Annotated in this window: 22 protein-coding genes; 14 read left to right on the top strand and 8 right to left on the bottom strand. The window is 73.7% G+C overall.

The genetic code is table 11. The features are described from left to right. The first annotated feature begins 113 nt into the window (after positions 1-113). Entirely contained in the window at positions 114-1,247 is a 1,134-nt protein-coding gene (locus EES41_RS10260) for an alpha/beta hydrolase (protein ID WP_254211396.1), read from the top strand. A gap of 256 nt (positions 1,248-1,503) precedes the next feature. Further along, positions 1,504-2,859 carry a hypothetical protein gene (locus tag EES41_RS10255; protein ID WP_254211748.1) on the top strand — a complete coding sequence of 452 codons (1,356 nt, stop codon included), beginning with the start codon at positions 1,504-1,506 and terminating at the stop codon, positions 2,857-2,859. An 80-nt stretch (positions 2,860-2,939) separates the two neighbouring features. Here the strand turns inward: EES41_RS10255 and EES41_RS10250 are convergent, their stop codons facing one another. Next, entirely contained in the window at positions 2,940-3,335 is a 396-nt protein-coding gene (locus tag EES41_RS10250) for a VOC family protein (RefSeq protein ID WP_037794869.1), read from the bottom strand. A 69-nt stretch (positions 3,336-3,404) separates the two neighbouring features. Further along, a complete protein-coding gene (locus tag EES41_RS10245; protein ID WP_123077441.1) occupies positions 3,405-4,295 on the bottom strand; it encodes a neutral zinc metallopeptidase in 891 nt (296 codons plus the stop codon). 262 nt (positions 4,296-4,557) lie between these two features. Here EES41_RS10245 and EES41_RS10240 point away from each other — a divergent pair, with 262 nt between their 5' ends. From EES41_RS10240 to EES41_RS10230, 3 genes are all read left to right on the top strand, one after another. After that, complete coding sequence (locus EES41_RS10240) at positions 4,558-6,156, top strand: ABC-F family ATP-binding cassette domain-containing protein (RefSeq protein ID WP_008743256.1); 1,599 nt, start codon at positions 4,558-4,560, stop codon at positions 6,154-6,156. A 353-nt stretch (positions 6,157-6,509) separates the two neighbouring features. After that, positions 6,510-6,731: a helix-turn-helix domain-containing protein gene (locus tag EES41_RS10235; protein WP_008743254.1), complete on the top strand. Its 222-nt coding sequence runs from the start codon at positions 6,510-6,512 to the stop codon at positions 6,729-6,731. A gap of 219 nt (positions 6,732-6,950) precedes the next feature. Then, the gene (locus EES41_RS10230) at positions 6,951-7,730 is read left to right on the top strand and encodes an enoyl-CoA hydratase/isomerase family protein (RefSeq protein ID WP_123077439.1); all 780 of its coding nucleotides are present in this window, start codon (positions 6,951-6,953) and stop codon (positions 7,728-7,730) included. Positions 7,731-7,815: 85 nt separating this feature from the next. Here the strand turns inward: EES41_RS10230 and EES41_RS10225 are convergent, their stop codons facing one another. Next, on the bottom strand, positions 7,816-8,766 hold the full coding sequence (locus EES41_RS10225) for a zinc-binding dehydrogenase (RefSeq protein ID WP_123077437.1): 951 nt from the start codon (positions 8,764-8,766) through the stop codon (positions 7,816-7,818). A 230-nt stretch (positions 8,767-8,996) separates the two neighbouring features. Here EES41_RS10225 and EES41_RS10220 point away from each other — a divergent pair, with 230 nt between their 5' ends. The 5 genes from EES41_RS10220 to amaP are packed head-to-tail and all read left to right on the top strand — an operon-like array spanning position 8,997 to position 11,215. Continuing rightward, positions 8,997-9,446, top strand: coding sequence for an Asp23/Gls24 family envelope stress response protein (locus tag EES41_RS10220; RefSeq protein WP_037794857.1), 450 nt, complete (start codon positions 8,997-8,999; stop codon positions 9,444-9,446). Positions 9,447-9,470: 24 nt separating this feature from the next. Then, on the top strand, positions 9,471-9,689 hold the full coding sequence (locus EES41_RS10215; RefSeq protein ID WP_123077435.1) for a hypothetical protein: 219 nt from the start codon (positions 9,471-9,473) through the stop codon (positions 9,687-9,689). A 26-nt stretch (positions 9,690-9,715) separates the two neighbouring features. Continuing rightward, positions 9,716-10,057: an alkaline shock response membrane anchor protein AmaP gene (locus EES41_RS10210; RefSeq protein WP_254211395.1), complete on the top strand. Its 342-nt coding sequence runs from the start codon at positions 9,716-9,718 to the stop codon at positions 10,055-10,057. Further along, complete coding sequence (locus EES41_RS10205; RefSeq protein ID WP_123077431.1) at positions 10,054-10,641, top strand: DUF6286 domain-containing protein; 588 nt, start codon at positions 10,054-10,056, stop codon at positions 10,639-10,641. Before EES41_RS10210 ends, EES41_RS10205 begins: the two co-directional genes overlap by 4 nt. A gap of 10 nt (positions 10,642-10,651) precedes the next feature. Continuing rightward, on the top strand, positions 10,652-11,215 hold the full coding sequence (gene amaP / locus EES41_RS10200; protein ID WP_123082378.1) for an alkaline shock response membrane anchor protein AmaP: 564 nt from the start codon (positions 10,652-10,654) through the stop codon (positions 11,213-11,215). 232 nt (positions 11,216-11,447) lie between these two features. Here the strand turns inward: amaP and EES41_RS10195 are convergent, their stop codons facing one another. The 5 genes from EES41_RS10195 to EES41_RS10175 all read right to left on the bottom strand — a co-directional run bounded on the left by EES41_RS10195 (position 11,448) and on the right by EES41_RS10175 (position 15,156). After that, positions 11,448-12,203, bottom strand: a complete 756-nt coding sequence (locus tag EES41_RS10195) for an SDR family oxidoreductase (RefSeq protein ID WP_123077429.1) — start codon at positions 12,201-12,203, stop codon at positions 11,448-11,450. Between the two features lie 9 nt (positions 12,204-12,212). After that, on the bottom strand, positions 12,213-13,019 hold the full coding sequence (locus EES41_RS10190; RefSeq protein ID WP_123082377.1) for an SURF1 family protein: 807 nt from the start codon (positions 13,017-13,019) through the stop codon (positions 12,213-12,215). A gap of 111 nt (positions 13,020-13,130) precedes the next feature. After that, a complete protein-coding gene (locus EES41_RS10185) occupies positions 13,131-13,364 on the bottom strand; it encodes a hypothetical protein (RefSeq protein WP_008743243.1) in 234 nt (77 codons plus the stop codon). Positions 13,365-13,428: 64 nt separating this feature from the next. After that, positions 13,429-14,406, bottom strand: coding sequence for a DEDDh family exonuclease (locus EES41_RS10180; protein ID WP_123077427.1), 978 nt, complete (start codon positions 14,404-14,406; stop codon positions 13,429-13,431). 105 nt (positions 14,407-14,511) lie between these two features. After that, entirely contained in the window at positions 14,512-15,156 is a 645-nt protein-coding gene (locus EES41_RS10175) for a TetR/AcrR family transcriptional regulator (RefSeq protein ID WP_123077425.1), read from the bottom strand. 123 nt (positions 15,157-15,279) lie between these two features. Here EES41_RS10175 and EES41_RS10170 point away from each other — a divergent pair, with 123 nt between their 5' ends. Genes EES41_RS10170 through EES41_RS10155 form a run of 4 tightly spaced genes read left to right on the top strand, consistent with a single transcriptional unit; the run spans position 15,280 to position 19,488 of the window. Next, positions 15,280-16,077, top strand: coding sequence for an acetoacetate decarboxylase family protein (locus EES41_RS10170; RefSeq protein ID WP_123077423.1), 798 nt, complete (start codon positions 15,280-15,282; stop codon positions 16,075-16,077). A 1-nt stretch (position 16,078) separates the two neighbouring features. Further along, entirely contained in the window at positions 16,079-16,963 is an 885-nt protein-coding gene (locus EES41_RS10165; RefSeq protein ID WP_123077422.1) for an SDR family NAD(P)-dependent oxidoreductase, read from the top strand. Positions 16,964-16,975: 12 nt separating this feature from the next. After that, the gene (locus tag EES41_RS10160; protein ID WP_123077421.1) at positions 16,976-18,268 is read left to right on the top strand and encodes an amidohydrolase family protein; all 1,293 of its coding nucleotides are present in this window, start codon (positions 16,976-16,978) and stop codon (positions 18,266-18,268) included. Further along, on the top strand, positions 18,265-19,488 hold the full coding sequence (locus EES41_RS10155; protein ID WP_123077420.1) for an amidohydrolase family protein: 1,224 nt from the start codon (positions 18,265-18,267) through the stop codon (positions 19,486-19,488). The genes EES41_RS10160 and EES41_RS10155 overlap by 4 nt, the downstream gene beginning before the upstream one ends. The last annotated feature ends 3 nt before the right edge of the window (positions 19,489-19,491 follow it).

Below are 19,491 nucleotides of genomic sequence, written 5' to 3'. Positions count from 1 at the left end.
CTGCGGCCCCGCCCCTCCGCTCCTTCCGCTTATCGGTGGAAAGGGCGCCGGAACACGCGGCGGAAGGACCAGTTCCGGTGGCCGCCCCGGCCCTGCCCGCCGACACTGGAGCCGTGCGTACAGCAATGGTGACGGCCGCGGCCGTCACGACGACGCTCCTGGGAGCCGGGGCGGCCGCGGTCGCCGCCGGCCGGTACGCGGCGGACGCGGCCCTGCGGCCCCACCCCGGCCGCCCGCTGCCCGGCGGGCGCAGACTCACCGTCCACGGCGCCGCCGCCGGCCGGGTCACGCTGACCCGCTCGCTCGCCTCCCTCCGGCCCGGCAGGTACGGACTGACCGCGCCCGGGGTGCACGCGGTGGTCGGCCCCGTCGTCACCGGCGTCCCGCACGGTCCCGACGCCGTCGTCCGCGAGCTCCTCGCCGTCACCCACGGCAGCCTCGCCCCCGGCGCCCGCGTCACCCTCACGCCCCAGGTCCACCTCGGCGATCCGCGCACCGCCCTCGGGCTCGACCACGCCGACGTGGACGTCCCCGGGGAGCTCGGCGCGCTGCCCGCCTGGTTCGTGCCCGGCGCCCGCGACACCTGGGTGATCACCGCGCACGGGCTCGGCGCCGGCCGAGAGCACCCGATGGTGGTCATGCCCTTCCTCCACGGCCTCCGGCTGCCGGTCCTCGACCTGGCCTACCGGGGCGACCTCGGCGCCCCCGCCTCCCCGGACGGGCTCGGCCACCTCGGTGAGTCCGAGTGGCGGGACCTGGACGCCGCGATCCGCTACGCCCTGCGCTACGGCGCCCGCCGCGTGGTCCTGCACGGCTGGTCCACCGGAGCCGCCATGGCCCTGCACGCCGCCGAGCGCTCGGCGCTGGCGGGGCGGATCGCGGGGCTGGTGCTGGACTCGCCGGTGCTCGACTGGCACGTCACCCTGCGCGCGCTCGTGGCCGCCCGCCACACTCCGGCCGTGCTGCTGCCGTTCGCGGTCCGGGCCGCCGAGGGGCGCGCGGGGCTGCGGGCGGCCGACCGGCAGGGCCCCGGCGCGGATCCCGGCGCGCTGAAGATGCCCGTCCTGATCTTCCACGGCCCCGGCGACACCCTCGCCCCCTGGGAGCCCTCCCGCCGGCTCGCGGAGGCGCGGCCGGACCTCGTCACCCTGCAGACCGTCCCGGACGCCCCGCACGGGGCGATGTGGAACGCCGATCCGGCGCGCTACGAGGAGGCGCTGCGCCGGTTCCTGACCCCCCTCATGTGACCCCTCTTATGTGACACCGCCCTCACCGGGGCATGTGACGCCGCGGTGAAGCTGCTGTCACATGCGGGGCGGGGAGGCCGGGTTGTCCTGATCTGCACCCCTGTCGACCAGTGGTAACACCCCATTCCGTTTGGGCTTTCGGCCAGTGACGGGCGAGACTGCTTCCGTGACGTCCCGAAAGCCTGATGAGCAGTTGGCTCGCGACTCCAGACTCCGACTCGTCTCCCCGCGCTCCGTCGCCGCGGCCCGCAAGGCGGTGACGGACCGGCGTGCCCGCTCCGCCTCCCGGCCTCCGGCGGGCACACCCGCCACCGCCGAGCTGGCGAGCAGGGCCCGCGCCTCGCTCGCCGACGCGGTACGGCTGACCCGCTGGGCCGAGCTGCACCTCGGCGCGGGCGACGGGGGACGACCCGCACCGGCGGGCGCGCTGCCCACCGCCGACGTCGAACGCGCCGCCGGTGAACTGGGCCTGACGCACGGCCAGATCCGGGTCGGCTGGGACCGCGCCCGGCTCGCCGGCCTGGTCGAGGTGCACGGCGGCCACGCCCGGCCCGGCTGGCGGCTGCGCGCCTGGGACCGCGACGACACCGCCGTGCTGCGCGGCTGGGTCGCGCTCTTCGACGCCTGGTCGCTGGTCCACCCGGCCCCCGCCGACATCGCCCCGGCGGACGTCGCCGAGGTGGTCGAGGCGATGCCCCAACTGCTTTCCCTGCTCCAGCTGTCCGCCGGTCCCGTGACCGTGCCCGACCTGCTGGACCTGCTGGGCCAGCGGGTCGCCGAGCTGCGCGACGAACGCTGCGAAGTCCCCTACGACGCCCCGGCGCAGGAGACCCCCGACTCCAACGGCACGTCCGGATCCGCCGACTCCGCTGCTGCCGCCGCCTCCGCCGTGCCGCTCGCCCGCCTGCTGCGCTGGGCGCTCGGCGGGCTCGCCGCCGTGGACGCCGTCACCCTCGGCCCCGCCCGGGCCGCCCTCACACCGCTCGGCAGCTGGGCCGTCTGGGTCAAGCTGGAGCAGATCTGCGTGGCCGCGCAGAGCCCGGCCGGGAACATCGAGCAGTCCGCCGCCGCCATGCTGCACGGCTGCGCCCGGCTCACCCCCGGACCGGCCCGCGCCGAGTACCAGGCCTGGCTCGCCGCCCGGCCCGTCGGACACGCCGTCACCGAGCTGCTCCAGGCGGCCCGCGGCGAGGACGCCCTGCTGCGCGGGCTCGCCTTCGAGGCGCTCCGCGTGGTCGGCGCCCCGGCCGAGCCCGAGGTGCGCGCCGCCGTGCGCGAACCCGCCCTGCGGCCCTACGCCCTGCTCTGGCTCGCCGAGCACGACGGAGTGGACCCCGACGACGCCCAGGACGTCCTCACCGCCGAGGAGTCGACCTGGCTCTGGGTCGACACCGCCGCGGCCATCGCCGACCACGGCGAGGCCGAGCTGCTGGCCCGGCACCTCGACTCCGCGGTCCGCACCACCGTCCCCCGGCTGCTGGACGAGGTCCGCGCGGTCGGCCACCCCCGCACCGTGCAGGTCCTGGTCGCCCTGGCGGCCGCGCACCCCGACCCGGCCCTGGCCAAAGCGGTGCGCCGGGCCGCCTTCCAGGTCCACACCGGCGGCGTCTAGGGAACGCGGAAGCGCGGAAGGGCGTACGGACGGACCTACGGACGGACTTACGGACGCACGACGGACGCGCCGCGGCGGAGTCAGACCTGCGGCGCGTACGTCCCGAAGCTCCAGATGTTGCCCTCCCCGTCCCGCGCCATGTAGTCGCGGGAGCCGTACTCCTGGTCGGTGGGCTCCATCAGGATCTCCACGCCGTGCTCCGCGGCCCGCCGGTGATGGGCGTCGACGTCCTCCACCACCACGTAGACGCCGGACGGTCCCGCGTCCGTCATGGCCTTGTCGAAGGCCCCGCCCCGGCCCTTGCTGCCCAGCATCACCATGCCGTTGCCGTACGCGAGCTCCGCGTGGACCACGGAGCCGTCGTCGCCCTCGTACACCGCGACCTGGGTGAATCCGAACGCCTCGGTCAGCAGCTTGATCGCCGCCTTCGCATCGGCGAAGACCAGTGTGGGATAGACGGCCGGAACGCCCGCCATGACGATCACTCCCCTCTCGTGAGTACGTGACTGTGACCCACGGCACAGCATGGCAGGTGCCGCTGACAGTCAGCGGAAGGTGTTGCACTGGGCCATGTCACCGGTCCGGTACCCCTGGTAGAACCACTGCTGGCGCTGCTCCGCCGAGCCGTGCGTCCAGGACTCCGGGGTGACCCGCCCCTGGAACTTCTCCTGGATCCGGTCGTCGCCGACCGCCGCCGCCGCGTCCAGGCCGTCCCTGATGTCCTCGTCGGTCAGCCGGGTGATCAGCGGCTTGCCCGTGGACTCGTCCGGGGTCCGCGTCGCGTTGTGCGCCCACACCCCGGCGTAGCAGTCGGCCTGGAGCTCGACCTTGACCGCGTTGCTGTTCGCGCCCTGCCGCCCGTCCTGGGCCTTCTGGAGGGTGCCGGTCAGGTTCTGGATGTGGTGCCCGTACTCGTGGGCGACGACGTACGCCTGGGCGAAGGGCCCGCCGTTCGCCCCGAACTGCGAGCGGAGCTCGTTGAAGAAGCCCAGGTCCAGGTAGACCTGCCGGTCGGCGGGGCAGTAGAAGGGGCCGACCGCCGAGGTGGCCGTCCCGCAGGCGGTGTTCACGCGGCCGGTGAAGAAGACCGTCGACGCCGGGCTGTAGCGGCCGCCGCGCCTTTGGAACTCCTGCTTCCAGAAGTCCTGGGTGCTGTTGACCACAGCCACCAGCCGGCAGTCGTCGCGCGTGTTCGCGTCCCGGCCCGTCCGGCAGGTCTGCTGCACCTGCGCCGCCGAGGACGAGGTCGCCGCGGGATCGGGGCTCCCCTCCGACAGTCCCAGCTGGTCCGGGCCCACCCCGAAGAGCAGTCCCAGGATCAGCGCGACCAGGCCCACCAGACCGCCGCCGATCGTGGCGCGGCCGCCCGGGATCCGACTGCCGCGCGCGTCCTTGACCTCGGACGTGTCCAGATTGGCGTCGTCGTCGAACTGCATCCCGCACCGCCTCGCATCCGCGTGTCCGCTGCCCTGCGGCGAGTATCAACCCGTTCGTCCTGATACGCGCCCCAGGGCGCCGGATGGCGCCGCTGAGCCGAACGGGGGACGCCGGGCGGCGGCCGCAGGCCGTCCGGCGGCCCGGAAACTGGTTGCGCACGCCCGGTAGAATGAATCCCATGGCAAATCTCCTCGCGGATTAGCGGCGTCGAAGCCTCGCGTCCTGCCTTCCGCCGTCCCCACCCCGCCCTGGAGTATTTCCGTGATCACCGCCACCGGCATCGAGCTGCGCGCCGGCGCCCGCGTCCTCATCGAGTCCGCCTCCTTCCGCGTCGCCAAGGGCGACCGCATCGGCCTGGTCGGCCGCAACGGAGCGGGCAAGACGACCCTCACCAAGTGCCTCGCGGGCGAGGGCCTGCCCGCCGGCGGCTCCATCGCCCGCTCCGGAGAGGTCGGCTACCTCCCGCAGGACCCGCGCACCGGCGACCTCGACGTGCTCGCCCGCGACCGGATCCTCTCCGCGCGCGGGCTCGACGTACTGATCAAGAAGATGCGCGCCAACGAGGAGCGCATCGCCACCGGCGCCGGCGCCACCCGCGAGAAGGCGCTGCGGCAGTACGAGCGCCAGGAGACCGAGTTCCTCACCAAGGGCGGGTACGCCGCCGAGTCCGAGGCCGCGACCATCTCGGCCGCCCTGAGCCTCCCCGACCGGGTCCTCGGCCAGCCGCTGCACACCCTCTCCGGTGGTCAGCGCCGCCGCGTCGAGCTCGCCCGGATCCTCTTCTCGGACGCCGACACCCTGCTCCTCGACGAGCCGACCAACCACCTCGACGCCGACTCCATCGTGTGGCTGCGCGACTACCTCAAGAACTACCGCGGCGGCTTCATCGTGATCTCCCACGACGTCGACCTCGTCGAGACCGTCGTGAACAAGGTCTTCTACCTGGACGCCAACCGCGCCCAGATCGACGTCTACAACATGGGCTGGAAGCTCTACCAGCAGCAGCGCGAGGCCGACGAGAAGCGCCGCAAGCGCGAGCGCCAGAACGCCGAGAAGAAGGCCGCGGCCCTGAACTCGCAGGCCGACAAGATGCGCGCCAAGGCCACCAAGACGGTCGCCGCGCAGAACATGGCCAAGCGCGCCGACCGGCTGCTCGCGGGCCTGGACGCCGTCCGCGTCTCCGACAAGGTCGCCAAGCTGCGCTTCCCGGACCCGGCGCCCTGCGGCAAGACTCCGCTGACCGCCGAGGGCCTGTCGAAGTCGTACGGCTCGCTGGAGATCTTCACCGATGTCGACCTGGCCATCGACAAGGGCTCCCGCGTCGTCATCCTCGGCCTCAACGGCGCCGGCAAGACCACGCTGCTCCGGCTGCTGTCGGGCACCGAGAAGCCGGACACCGGCGTCGTGACCGCCGGGCACGGGCTCAAGCTCGGCTACTACGCCCAGGAGCACGAGACCCTGGACCCGGAGCGCACGGTCCTGGAGAACATGCGGTCCTCCGCACCCGACCTGGACCTGGTCGCCGTGCGCAAGACGCTGGGCTCCTTCCTGTTCTCCGGCGACGACGTGGACAAGCCGGCGGGCGTGCTGTCCGGCGGTGAGAAGACCCGGCTGGCCCTGGCCACGCTGGTGGTCTCCTCCGCGAACGTGCTGCTGCTCGACGAGCCCACCAACAACCTCGACCCGGCCAGCCGCGAGGAGATCCTGGGCGCGCTGCGCACGTACAAGGGCGCGGTCATCCTCGTCACGCACGACGAGGGCGCGGTGGAGGCGCTGGAACCGGAGCGGATCATCCTGCTCCCGGACGGCGTGGAGGACCTGTGGGGCCCGGACTACCGGGACCTCGTGACCCTCGCCTGATCCCGTCCGGCGGGGTGATCCAGTTCCTTATGGATCATTCGGCCCACGTGTGATCCATCATCTGAGTGAGGCGGTCTCATACCGTCGCACCCTGTACGACGGCCCCGGCCGTACCCCTGCGGGTACGCGACCGGGGCCGCTGTTTTTCCGGCGTCCGCCCCCTGACCTGGTGATTCCCCGCGAGGTCGCGGAAGTGTGACGGAAGTCATGCAGCGGAAGGGGAGATTCCGTTCTGCGCGTGTGTCCACTCCTCGGGAAATGCGGCCGTACCGACCTTGCTGAATGGGTGGCCAGGAAGCCGGGGAGGGGTGATCATGAGAAGTCCAGAGCGCACTTCCCATGAGGAGGCACGGGTGGCCGAGACTCTGAAGAAGGGCAGCCGGGTAACCGGCGCCGCGCGCGACAAGCTCGCGGCAGACCTGAAGAAGAAGTACGACTCCGGTGCGAGTATCCGGGCGCTGGCCGAAGAGACCGGCCGGTCCTACGGATTCGTCCACCGGATGCTCAGCGAGTCCGGAGTCGTGTTGCGCGGTCGCGGTGGCGCGACGCGCGGCAAGAAGGCGGCTTCGCTCTGACCCAGGCCCTGGCCGTCAGGCCAGGGGTCGGGGTCGGGGTCGCAGTCCGCTACGCCGACTCAAGACCCAGCCCCAGTTCCATCTCCAGCTCTACGCTCGTGATCCGGGCTTCAACGCGATTCCTTCGGTGACCCCCGGTCGGCTCCGTGGCCGACCGGGTGGTTACTGTGCAGTCACTTAGGCCGTGCTCGCGGCCGACTGCACACCGGAGGCGTAGCGATGGCTCTGCTCGACAAGGACGGCGTACGGCTCGCCGTCGATGACACGGTCGCCACGGTGACACTGACCAATCCGGCCAAGCGAAACGCTCAGTCCCCCGCGCTCTGGCGGGCTTTGGCGGAGGCCGGACGGTCGTTGCCGGGCACTGTCCGCGTCGTCGTGCTGCGCGCCGAAGGCATGTCCTTCTCCGCGGGCCTCGACCGGCAGGCGTTCACGCCCGAGGGTTTCGAGGGCGAGCCGTCCTTCATCGAGCTCGCGCGCGGTTCCGACGAGCTGCTCGACTCCACCATCGCCGAGTACCAGGAGGCTTTCACCTGGTGGCGGCGCAATGACCTCATCACCGTCGCCGCCGTGCAGGGGCATGCGATCGGCGCCGGCTTCCAGCTCGCGCTCGCGTGCGACCTGCGCGTCGTCGCCGAGGACGTGCAGTTCGCCATGCGCGAGACCAGCCTGGGCCTGGTCCCCGACCTGGCCGGCACCCAGCCGCTGGCCTCGTTGGTGGGCTATGCCCGCGCGCTGGAGATCTGCGTGACGGGCCGCTCCGTGCACGCCGAGGAGGCGGAGCGGATCGGCCTCGCCAACCTGGTCGTCCCGGCGGCGGAGCTCGATGCCGCGGTGTCCGACCTCACCACGGCACTCGTGGCTCCGCCGCGCGCCGCGGTGATCGAGACCAAGGCGCTGCTCCGCGACGCCCTGTCGCGCCCCTACGACGCGCAGCGCGACGCCGAGCGCGCGGCCCAGGCCCGCCGCCTGCGCGACCTGGCGGGCCTCTCCGACTGACGCCCCTCCCTGCCCGGGCCCCGTACGGCGCACCGCCGGGCGGGGCCCGGGCGCGTGCCGGGCCGGGCGGTCGCGGCGGGCCCGGTCACGGGATCAGCAGGGCCTTGCCCGGGATCTCGCGGGCCTCGATCGCGCGGTGGGCCGCGGCGGCGTCCGTGAGGGCGAAGGTGCGGGCGATCACCGGCCGCAGCCGGCCCGCCGCCGCCTCGGCGAACGCCGCCCCCGCCAGCCGGACGATCTCCTCCGGCGGGAACTGCACGTCCGCGATGCCCCGCACCGCGATGTCCCGCCGCTCGGCCTCCGCGAGGTCCAGCTCCGTGAACCCGCCGCTCGGCGCCCCGTGCGCCGAGACCCGGCCCCCGTCGCGGACCAGCCCGAAGGCCGCCAGGCCCAGCTCGCCCCCGACCCCGTCCAGAAGCACGTCCACCGGGCCGCCGACCCGTTCGGTCCAGCCGGGCTCCGTGTAGTCCACCGGCTCCGCGCCCAGCTCCCGGACCAGCGTCAGCTTCCGCTCGCCCCGCGCCGCGCCCACCACCACCGCGCCCGCCGCCACCGCGAGCTGCACCAGCAGGGTGCCCATGCCGCCCGCCGCGCCCAGGATCAGCACCCGCTCGCCCGGCTTGATCCCGGCGGCCTCGGCGATCCCCGTCCCCGTCACCCCGTCGTGCGCCAGCGCCGCCGCCTCCCACAGGCCGAGCCCGTCGGGAACCGCGACCAGCAGCTCCACCGGTACCCGTACGAGTTCCGCGTACGTCCCCTTCGTGCCCGGCCCGGCCACCGCCCGGCGGCCCAGCCAGCCCGGGGCGACGCCCTCGCCCACCGCGACCACGGTGCCCGCCGCCGCTCCGCCCGGCACGTACGGCGGCGCGATCCCGAAGGCCTCGCCCCAGCCGCCGCGGATCTGGGTCTCCACGTAGATGGTGTCCACGGCCTCCGCCCGGAGCACCACCTCGCCCGGCGCCGGCACCGGGTCCGCCAGCTCGACCTCGGCCAGGACCTCCGGACCGCCGTACCCGTCCACCCGTATCGCCCGCATGGCTTTCCCCCGTCTCGTAACGGCGCCAAGGCCCGCGGCCCCGATCGCGTACCCACTCTCCGACCTCGACCATGGTTGAGGTCAAGTGCCTCCCGTGGCGCGACGCGACGTGATGCGACGCCGCGCGGCGCCGGACGGGAGGACCGGGCCGACCGGAGTAGTCCCCGGCGCGGCGGCGGCTCCGCGCGCTTACGGTGGTGAGTGAGCCCATCCACGCGAAGGGACACGCGATGAGTGAATCCGTATCCGGGGGCGCAGCCAAGCCCGCCAAGGACCTCAAGTACCCCGCCGACCGGGGGCGCACCTCCATCTCCGACGGCGTCGTCGAGAAGATCGCCGGACTCGCCGCCCGCGAGGTGGCCGGCGTGCACGCCATGGGCAGCGGCAGCGCCCTCTCCCGTACGTTCGGCGCCGTGCGCGACCGGGTGCCCGGCGGGGCGAAATCCTCCGCCTCCCGTGGCGTCAAGGCCGAGGTCGGCGAGGTCCAGACGGCCCTCGACCTGGAGATCATCGTCGACTACGGCGTGTCGATCCGCGACGTGGCCCGGGCGGTCCGTGAGAACGTCATCTCGTCCGTCGAGCGGATGGCGGGCCTGGAGGTCGTCGAGGTCAACATCGCGGTGAGCGACGTCAAGCTGCCCGACGAGGAAGACGAAGAGCCGGAATCCCGGCTCCAGTAGCCACGAGGAGCCAGAGGAGTCCGCATGAACATGGCGGTCGCCGGCATGTTGGCCGGCTTGGCGCTGGGATTCGCCGGGTACTTCGGCGGCTTCGGGGCCTTCTTGTTGGTGGCGGCGCTCGGCGCCGTCGGCTTCATCGGCGGCCGGTTCCTCGACGGGGACCTGCACGCCGGCGATGTGTTCCGCCCCCGCGACCGCGGGGAACGCGGTGACCGGGACGACCGCGGCGACCGGCGCCGGTGAGTACGCCACGGGCCACGCCGCCCCGCGTGCCGCCCGGCGAGCTGGGAGCCACGCGGATCGCCGACCGGGTCGTCGCCAAGATCGCCGCGCAGGCGGCCCGGGAGGCGCTCGCCGGCTCCCCGCCGACGGACGGCGCCCCGCCGCACGCCACCGTGACGGTGCACCATGACATCGCGCGGGTACGGGTGAGCCTGGAGCTCGCCTACCCGTCCGACGTCGCCGCCCAGTGCGCGGACGTACGGCGCCAGGTCGTCCACCGCGTCGAGCAGTGCGCGGGCATGTCCGTACCCGAGGTGGACATCGACATCGAGCAGCTGCACTCCAGGCACACCCGGCCGGGCGCCGGCCGGGACCGGGGGCTGCTGTGACGGCCCCGGCGGGGTCGCCTGCTCGGCATCCGCATTCGCCTCCGCATCGGTTCTGGTCGGTCCGGCGGGTGCCCGCCGCGCTGACCGCGCTCGTGATCCTCGCGGTCGCCTGCCTGTTCCTGTACGACCTGGCGGCGGTACGGGCGCACCGGCCCGGCATGCGCTGGCGCCGGGAGCTCGCCCGCCAACTGGACCGGCACACCCCGGCGGACACGACCGTGCTGATCGCGGGCGGGGTGCTGGCACTGGCCGGGGTGGTGCTGCTGGTACTGGCGATCGCGCCGGGGCTGCGCGGGATCCTCGTGATGCGGGCGCCGGAGGGCGCGGGACCGGGGGTACGGGCCGGGCTCGGGCGGAAGGCCGCCGCGCTGGTGCTGCGGGACCGGGCGATGGAGGTCTCCGGGGTGCGGTCGGCCCGGGTCAAGGCCGGCCGCCGCCGCGTCAGGGTCCGGGCCACCTCGCACTTCCGCGAGCTGGACGACGTACGGACCGACCTGGACGGGGTGGTCGCCGTCGCCGTCGAGGAACTGGGCCTCGCGCGTCCGCTGCCGGCGCGGGTGCGGGTCCGCCGGGGAAAGGAGTGACGGGATGCGGATGCGGACGCTCGGGGTGGTGAACCGGATCCTGCTCGGGATCTTCGGACTGTTGCTGCTCGCGGCGGGAGCCGTGCTGCTGACCGGGTTCCGGCCGCTGGGCGGGCGGCACGCGCCGCTGCTGGCGGCCCGGACCCGGCGGCTGCACTGGCATGCCGAGGGCTGGTGGTGGTGGGCCGTCGTGGCGGGGCTGGCGGTGTGCGTGGTGCTGGCGCTGTGGTGGCTGCTGGCCCAACTGCGGCGCTCGCGGCTGGCGGCGGTGGAAGTGGACACGGGCGACGGGGCGTACGCGGTGCTGCGGGGGCGGGCGCTGGAAGCGGCGGTGGCCGCGGAGACGGGGGCGGTCGACGGGGTCGCCTCCTGCCGGGTCGCGCTGCGGGGGCGGCGGGGATCCCCGACCCTGCGGGTCGCGCTGGAGCTGGAGCCGCACGCGGTCCCGGCCGATGCGCTGGCCGCGCTGGCCGGGCCGGTCCTGACCCACGCCCGCACTTCGGCGGGTCTCCCCGCCCTCCCCGCGGAAGCCCGCCTCCAGGTCTCCTCCCACCGCGCGGCCCGCGTCACCTGACCCCGCCAGGGCTGCCCATCCGCGGCGCCGTCGCCGGGGGCCGGCCCCCGGACCCCCGCGCGCCTCAAACGCCGGCGGGGCTGGGGGTAGATCCAGCCTCGCCGGCGTTTGAGGCGCGGGGTCTGGGGCGGAGCCCCAGGGGTCTTGAGGCGCGCAGGCGCCGCGCGCCCCGGCCGAGGAGCGGACGCGCGGCCCGGGCGGGGTGGGTAAGACCCGCCGGCGAGGCGAGCGGTCAGAAGCCGTGGCGGGAGCCGCCGTCGACGGGGAGCATCAGGCCCGTGAGGTAAGACGCCGCCGGGGACAGGACGAACGCCGCCGTGCGCCCGAACTCCTCCGGGGTTCCGTAGCGCCGCAGCGGGATGCGGGACTCGTTCGCCGCCCGCGCGGCCCCCGCGTCGCCCGACAGCGCGTCGAGCTCCCGCACCCGGTCGGTGTCGATGCGCGCCGGGAGCAGGCCCACGACCCGGATCCCGCGCGGGCCGAGGTCCACCGAGAGGGACTTCGCGAAGCCCGCCAGGCCCGGCCGCAGGCCGTTGGAGATGGTCAGGCCGGGGATCGGCTCGTGGACGGAGCCCGACAGGACGAAGCCGATGACCCCGCCCTCGCCCAGCTCATCCGCGGCCGCCCGCGCCAGGCGGACCGCGCCCAGGAAGACGGACTCGAACGCCGCCGCCCACTGTTCGTCGGTGTTGTCCGCCGCGGCCCCCGGCGCCGGGCCGCCGACGCTGATCAGGATGCCGTCGAAGCGGCCGAAGCGTTCCTTCGCCGTCGCGATCAGCGTGGCCGCCGCCGTCGGGTCGGCGTTGTCCGCCGCGACACCCACCGCGTTCGGGCCGAGCGTGGCCGCCGCCTCGGCCGCCCGCGCCGCGTCCCGCCCGGTCACGACGACCTTCGCCCCGTCGGCCGTCAGTTCGCGCGCGGAGGCGTAACCCAGCCCCCGGGTGGCGCCGGTGACGACGTACACACGGTCCTTCAGTCCAAGATCCATGCCGACACGCTACGCGCTCGGCGCAGGCTCCCGCTCGGCGGCCGCGGCCTCGTCCGCGCCGGCGGCCTTCGCCGCCTCAAGGTCGCGCCGCTCCCGCCGTACGAGGATCACCCAGCCCACCGGCACCGCCGCCGCGAACAGCCACCACTGCACGGCGTACGCCATGTGCGGGCCGATCGAGTCGTGGTCGGGCTCGGCGATCACCTCGGGGCTGCCGTCCGCCGGGACCGGGGCGGTGAGTTCCAGGTAGCCGCCGAGCACGGACTTGCCCAGGTACTCCGCCTGCTGCCCGCTGTTGATCAGCATCACCTGGCGGTCCGGCAGGCCCTTGCGGTCCTTGATCCCGCTGCCGCCGCTCGTCTCGTCGGCCTTCAGCCGCCCGGTCACCGTCACCTCGCCCGAGGGCGCCGCCGGTACCGGGGGATACGCGCGCGGGTCGTCGCCGCCCGCCACCCAGCCGCGGTTGACCAGCACCACCCGGCCGTCGGCCAGCACCAGCGGGGTCAGGACGTGGAAGCCGACCTTGTCGTCGTTGTCGGTGCGCATCCGGACGACGACCTCGTGCGCGGAGTCGTACGTACCGGTGGCGGTGACCGCCCGCCAGTAGTCGGCGCGCGGGACGACGTGCCCGGGGGAGGTGATGTCCGTCATCGCCACCGGCTTCGCGCTCAGGTTCGTCGCGATCAGCTCGTTCTGCGCGACCCGGTGCTCATGGCGGTGGAACTGCCAGAACCCCAGCTTGATCATCGCGGGGATGAGCGCGAGGGTCACGAGGGTGAGGCACACCCACTGCCGGGTCAGTACAAAGCGGTACACGCCCACGACGGTACCCCCCCGCCGTGAGGACCCCGGAGGCCGGGTGGCCGTCCGGGGCCGAAAGCCGTACCGGCGGGAGACGCGGCGGGGTGGACGCGCAGCGGTGGAGCGTCAGACGTGGTCGATGATGCCCGCCTTCCCCTCGGCGCGGGCGCAGTGCCCTCCGCAGAACCACTGGCCCTCGACCTCGACGCCCTGTCCGATGATCTGGACCCGGCAGTGCTCGCAGATGGGCGCCATGCGGTGAATGGCGCAGGAGAAGCAGTCGAAGACGTGCACGGCGCCCTGCGCGTGCACCTCGAAGGACATGCCGTAATCGTTTCCGCAGACCTCACAACGTGCCATGCGCCACAGGGTGGGACCCGACGGGCGGACCGGGAAAGCGGTCGCCGGGCGAGTCGCCCGACGCTCACCCGTCTGCCGCAGCCACGTCCCGCAGCAGCTGTGTGAAGGCCGCCTCGTCGACGACGGGCGTTCCGAAGGACTTGGCCTTGACCGTCTTCGACGTCGCCGAGTCGGGGTCGTTCGTCACCAGCAGGCTGGTGAGCCGCGACACGCTCGTCGCGATGTGCAGCCCCGCCTCGACCGCGCGGTCCTCCAGCAGTTCCCGCTCCACCGAGGTGTCACCCGAGAACGCGATCCGCATGCCCTGCTTCAGCGGCTTGCCGTCCTCGAAGCGCCCCGGGTTCGGGTGCGGGCACGCCGGCCGCTTGCGCGAGGGCCGCCAGCCGCCGCCCCGGTACGAGCTCTGGTACCCGACGCGCGGGGTGACCGCGGAGTCCGACCACTCCGTCAGCGGGCGGCACTCCAGCAGGGGCAGCCGTACGCCGTCCCGCGCGGCGGCGTGCAGCGACGGACGGAACGCCTCCGCCAGTACCCGGGCGTCGTCGAGCGCGTGGTGGGCGCGCTGCTGGACCACGCCGAAGTGGGCGGCGAGCGACTCCAGCTTGTGGTTGGGCAGCGGGAGGTTCAGCTCCTTCGACAGGGCGATGGTGCACAGCCGCTGACGGACCGGCGCGGTCTCCTCGGCCCGGGCGTACTCCCGGGCGATCATCTGCCAGTCGAAGATGGCGTTGTGCGCGACGAGCACCCGGTCGGCGAGCCGGCCCGCGAACTCCTCGGCGATGTCCTTGAAGAGCGGCGCGTCCTGGAGCATGTCGCTGGTGAGCCCGTGGATCCACACCGGGCCGGGATCGCGCTGCGGGTTGACCAGCGTGTACCAGTGGTCCTCCACGTTGCCCTGAGCGTCGAGCCGGTAGACGGCGGCGGAGACTATCCGGTCCTCGCGCGCGAGCCCGGTGGTCTCCACGTCGACGACCGCGTACCCCTCGGGGTACGCGGTCGGCCAGGTCGTCTCTGCGGTCGTACGGTCGTCGAGCATGGTCACAGAGGATATCGGCACGGACTGACACGCGGGGCCCGACGGGTCTCCCCGGCCGTCACCCCGACGCCGCGAAGGGTCCCGCCGGATGGCGTCCGGCCGCGGTCCGGGTCACCCGGAAGCCGGCGGGGCGGCCGCGTCCGGGGTCAGCAGGGCCTGCGCGAGGGCCCGTACGGACAACAGGAACAGCCGCTCCGGATCCGCCGGGCGGCCCAGGGCGCGGGCCAGTCCGGGGTCGTCGGGGGCGGCGCGCGGGTCCCAGAGTTCACCCTCGGCGGGGGACTGGGCGGGGGAGCGCTCGCGGTTGCGCTCCACGAGCAGGAAGCCGACGATCTGGAACTGGATCGCGCGCACCGCGTCGGCGGCCCGGGCCCCGCGCAGCCCGGCCGCGTGCACCTCGTGGACCAGGGCCCGCTGGGCGGGCAGGAACATCCGCTCGGTGAGCCCGCGTTCGTGGACCATCGCGATCAGGTGCGGGCGCTCGCGCAGTTCGCGGCGCAGGATCCGGGCCACGGACACGATCCGCCCGGTGGGGGTCCGGCCGGTGGGCCGGATCACCCCCATGTCCTGGACGGTCCGCTCCACGAGGGCGTCGAGCAGCGATTCGCGGTTGCCGACGTGCCAGTAGATGGAGGTGACGGCGGTACCCAGCTCGGCGGCGAGCCCCCGCATGGTGAGGGCGGCCGGGCCGTGCCGCTTGACCAGGGCGGCGGCCGCCGCCAGCACCTCGTCTCGGGTGAGCGCACTTCTGGTCATGGCCGTCAACCGATCTGTCGGAACGTCAGTTCTGGTGCGTGCAGGGGGCTTTACCCTTCATCGGCAGCGGTGTAACTGTGTTACAGAACCCCCGGACGAACTCGATCGAAGGGTGGTACACCCATGGCACGCATCCGGTACGGAGCGCGCACCGAGGCGGAGATCACGGCCTCGCGCGAGAAGAGCGCCAAGCTCCCCGACATCTGGTCCACCGGTGTGGTGGCCGTCTGGGAGAGCGATCCGGACGTGATCGCGGCGGTCCTGCCACCGCCCCTGAAGCCCGCCGAACGGCCCCTCGTACGGGCCAACATCAGCAAGGTCGACCTGCCCGGCTACCCGCTCGGCGCCGGTTCGGTGGCGGTCGCCGCCCGGCACGGCGGGGTCGAGGGCTGGTACCCGCTGGTGATGCCGATGACCCACGAGCGCGCCCTGACCGGCGGCCGCGAGGTGTTCGGCGAGCCGAAGAAGCTGGGCGAGGTCACCGTGGAGCGCGAGGGGCTCGTCGTACGGGCCTCGCTCGCCCGGCACGGGATCGCCTTCGTCGAGGTGCGCGGCGCGGTGGACCGGACGCTGCCGCTGCCCGAGCCCGCCCCGAAGACGGACTTCTACTTCAAGTTCCTGCCCGCGGTGGACGGTTCGGGATTCGACGCCGACCCGGTCCTCGTACACGTCACCCGCAACGAGAAGGTCCGCAAGCTGGAGCACATCACCGGTGACGTGGTCCTGCGCGAGTCGATGTTCGACCCCGTCGCCGACCTCCCCGTCCGCCGGATCGTGGAGATCACCGTCGGCGAGAAGACCACCGACCAGAAGGGGAAGGTCGCCGAACGCGTCAGCGCCCGGGCCCTGCTCCCGTACATCCACCAGCGCTACGACGACCCGCTCCAGATCCTGGACGGCCCGCCCGAGGGGAGCGTCTGAGATGCGGCTCGAACCCGGACAGACGGCCGTCGTCACCGGGGCCGCGAGCGGCATCGGCCTCGCCATGGCCCGCCGGTTCGCCGCCGAGGGACTGCGGGTGGTCCTCGCCGACGTGGAGGAGGCCGCCCTGCGCAAGGCGGCCGACGAACTGACCGCCGACGGCGCCCGGGTCCTCGCCCGGCGCGTCGACGTCAGCGACCGCGCCGAGGTCACCGCCCTCGCGGACGCCGCGTACGAGGCCTTCGGCGCCGTCCACGTGCTCTGCAACAACGCGGGCGTCGGCTCCGGCGCCGAGGGCCGGATGTGGGAGCACGAGCCCAACGACTGGAAATGGGCCTTCTCCGTCAACGTCTGGGGCGTCTTCCACGGCATCCAGGCCTTCGTCCCCCGCATGATCGCCGGCGGTGGCCCCGGCCACGTCGTCAACACCTCCTCCGGCGACGGCGGCATCGCCCCGCTGCCCACCGCCTCCGTCTACGCCGTCACCAAGGCGGCGGTGGTCACCATGACCGAGTCCCTGTACGCGCACCTGAAGGCGGAGAGCGCCCCCGTCGGCGCCTCCGTCCTCTTCCCCGGACCGCACATGCTGCGCACCGGGCTGTGGGAGTCGCACCGCAACCGGCCCGAGCGGTACGCGAAGGAGCGCCCGCGCAAGACCCCGTACCGCAGCCTCGACCAGTACGAGGCCGCGATGCGCGAGGCCGGCCACGCGGTGGACTTCACCCCGGTCGAGGAGGTCGCCGAGCACGTCGTCGACGGCATCCGCGCCGACCGCTTCTGGATGCTGCCGGCGAGCGAGCACAGCGACCGTCAGATCCGCGCCCGGTCGCGGTCGATGCTCGACCGCGCCAACCCCGCCTACCTGGAGAGCTTCATCCTCGACTGAGGAGCGTCCGCCGTGAGCGACACCCCGTACGAAGACCCGTACCTGATCATCTCCTCCGACTGCCACGCCGGGCTGCCCACCGAGCGGTACCGCCCCTACCTCGACTCCCGCTTCCACGACCGGTTCGACGAGTTCCTCGGCCAGCGCGACGCGCGCCGCGAGGAGGCCACCCGCCTCGGGATCCGCAACGAGGCCTTCGCCCAGAAGTGGTTCCACGACCACGAAGAGGGCCTGCGGGGCGGCTGGGAGACCGGGCAGCGGCTGAAGGAACTCGACGGCGACGGCGTGGCCGCCGAGGTCGTCTTCCCCGACGCGGACGCCGTCGACAGCCAGACCGCCGCCCCCTTCGGGGTGGGCCTCGGGCTCTCCGGCGACCAGGACCCCGAGCTCGGCATGGCGGGCGCGCGGGCGCACAACCGCTGGCTGGCCGAGTTCGTCGGCGCGAACCCCGAACGCCACTGCGGGGTCGCGCTGCTGCCCGTCACCGGCGAGCCCGCGAAGGTGGTCGCGGAGATACACCGGGCCAAGGAGTCCGGGCTCGGCGCGCTGATGATCCCCTCCATGTGGGTGGACCGGGCGCCCTACCACGACCGCCGCTACGACCCGGTGTGGGCGGCGGCCGCCGAGACGGCGATGCCCGTCGTCACGCACTCGGGCGCCGCGCCGCGCCACGAGTACGGGGACCACCTCGGCATCTACGTCTCCGAGGTCACCTGGTGGCCCGCCCGCCCGCTCTGGTTCCTGCTCTGGTCCGGAGTATTCGAGCGCCACCCCGGCCTGAAGTTCGGCGTCGCCGAGGCGGGCTGCTGGTGGCTGCCGAACCAGCTGTGGTTCATGGACCGGCTCTACCTGGGCGCGCACGGGGGCAAGAAGCTGTCCCCGTTCGCCGAGCTGAAGCGCCCCCCGAGCGAGTACCTGGACCGCCAGGTGTTCGTGTGCGCCACCAACACCAAACGCCGCGAGCTGGCGCAGCGCTACGAGATCGGCGTCGACAACATCCTGTGGGGCTCGGACTTCCCGCACCCCGAGGGCACCTGGCCCGACACCCGCAACTGGCTGCGCAACACCTTCCACGACATCCCGGTCGGCGAGACCCGGCGGATGCTGGGCCTGGCCGCGGCGGAGGCCTTCGGCTTCGACACCGAGAAGCTGGCACCGATCGCCCGCCGGATCGGCCCGACCCCGGCCGAACTCGGCCAGTCCGCCGACCAGGCGGCGGTGGAGGCCTCCTGGGCGCGCTCGCGCGAGGTCGGCCGGCACTGGCTCACGGACAACGAGTTCCCGGTGCTGGGGGTGAACCCGTGACGTCCGAGGACCGCTACACGGTGATTTCGGCGGACTGCCACGCGGGCGCCGACCTGCTGGACTACAAGCCGTACCTGGAGAGGCGGTACCACGACGAGTTCGACGCCTGGGCGGCCTCGTACGTGAATCCGTACGAGGACCTCCTCGCGGACACCGCGGACCGCAACTGGAACTCCGCGCGCCGGCTGGCGGAACTGGAGGCGGACGGCATCGTCGCCGAAGTCCTCTTCCCCAACACCATCCCGCCGTTCTTCCCGAAGAGCTCCCTGATGGCCCAGCCCCCGGCCGCCGAGGACTACGCGCTGCGGTGGGCCGGGCTCCAGGCCCACAACCGCTGGCTGGCCGACTTCTGCGCGGACGCGCCGGGCCGCCGGGCGGGCGTGGCGCAGATCCTCCTCAACGACGTGGACGCGGCGGTGCGGGAGATCCGCCGCGCGAGGGAGGCCGGCCTGACCGGCGGCATCCTGCTGCCCGGCGTACCGCCCGGCTCGACGGTCCCCGAGCTGCACTCGGCGGCGTACGACCCCATCTGGGCGGTGTGCGACGAACTGGACGTCCCGGTCAACCACCACGGCGGCTCGGCGTCCCCGCCGCTCGGCGACGAACCCGCGGCCCGGGCCGTGTTCATGGTGGAGACCACCTGGTTCTCGCACCGGGCCCTGTGGCACCTGATCTTCGGCGGGGCCTTCCGCCGCCACCCCGGCCTGAAGCTGGTCCTGACCGAGCAGGGCTCCGGCTGGATCCCGGGCGTGCTCGACATGCTGGACTACTACCACGGCCGGCTGGTCGCGGCTTCGGCCACCGCCGAGGCCAAGTTCGGCGCGGGGCTGGCGGAGTCCATGGGCAAGGGGCCGAGTGAGGTCTGGCGGGACAACTGCTTCGTGGGGGCCAGCTTCATGCGCCCGCACGAGGTCCCGCTGCGGGGGCGGATCGGCCTCGAAAAGATCATGTGGGGCAGCGACTACCCCCACGACGAGGGCACGACCCCGTTCTCCCGCGAGGGGCTGCGCATCGCGTACGCGGGCCTGCCGCGCGCGGAGGTCGCCGCCATGGTGGGCGGCAACGCGGCCCGCGTCTACGGCTTCGACCTGCCCCTGCTGGACGCGGTGGCCGCGAAGCACGGCCCCCTGGTCTCGGAGATCGCCGTCCCGCTGACGGAGGTCCCGCCCCGGGCCACCAGCCCGGCCTTCGCCCGCGGCGGCTCGGTCCGCGTCTGGTGACCG

This window comes from Streptomyces sp. ADI95-16 (assembly GCF_003721495.1).
Classification (GTDB): domain Bacteria; phylum Actinomycetota; class Actinomycetes; order Streptomycetales; family Streptomycetaceae; genus Streptomyces; species Streptomyces goshikiensis.
This window is presented reverse-complemented; position numbering and strand designations above follow the sequence as displayed.

What these genes read in the sequence shown, in the direction of transcription:
- EES41_RS10250 (WP_037794869.1), bottom strand. Translation starts at nt 3,335, where the DNA reads ATGGCGGGCGTTCCGGCCGTCTATCCCACACTGGTCTTCGCCGATGCG.
- EES41_RS10245 (WP_123077441.1), bottom strand. Translation starts at nt 4,295, where the DNA reads ATGCAGTTCGACGACGACGCCAATCTGGACACGTCCGAGGTCAAGGAC.
- EES41_RS10230 (WP_123077439.1), top strand. Translation starts at nt 6,951, where the DNA reads ATGGCTCTGCTCGACAAGGACGGCGTACGGCTCGCCGTCGATGACACG.
- EES41_RS10225 (WP_123077437.1), bottom strand. Translation starts at nt 8,766, where the DNA reads ATGCGGGCGATACGGGTGGACGGGTACGGCGGTCCGGAGGTCCTGGCC.
- EES41_RS10220 (WP_037794857.1), top strand. Translation starts at nt 8,997, where the DNA reads ATGAGTGAATCCGTATCCGGGGGCGCAGCCAAGCCCGCCAAGGACCTC.
- EES41_RS10215 (WP_123077435.1), top strand. Translation starts at nt 9,471, where the DNA reads ATGAACATGGCGGTCGCCGGCATGTTGGCCGGCTTGGCGCTGGGATTC.
- amaP (WP_123082378.1), top strand. Translation starts at nt 10,652, where the DNA reads ATGCGGACGCTCGGGGTGGTGAACCGGATCCTGCTCGGGATCTTCGGA.
- EES41_RS10195 (WP_123077429.1), bottom strand. Translation starts at nt 12,203, where the DNA reads ATGGATCTTGGACTGAAGGACCGTGTGTACGTCGTCACCGGCGCCACC.
- EES41_RS10185 (WP_008743243.1), bottom strand. Translation starts at nt 13,364, where the DNA reads ATGGCACGTTGTGAGGTCTGCGGAAACGATTACGGCATGTCCTTCGAG.
- EES41_RS10175 (WP_123077425.1), bottom strand. Translation starts at nt 15,156, where the DNA reads ATGACCAGAAGTGCGCTCACCCGAGACGAGGTGCTGGCGGCGGCCGCC.
- EES41_RS10170 (WP_123077423.1), top strand. Translation starts at nt 15,280, where the DNA reads ATGGCACGCATCCGGTACGGAGCGCGCACCGAGGCGGAGATCACGGCC.
- EES41_RS10165 (WP_123077422.1), top strand. Translation starts at nt 16,079, where the DNA reads ATGCGGCTCGAACCCGGACAGACGGCCGTCGTCACCGGGGCCGCGAGC.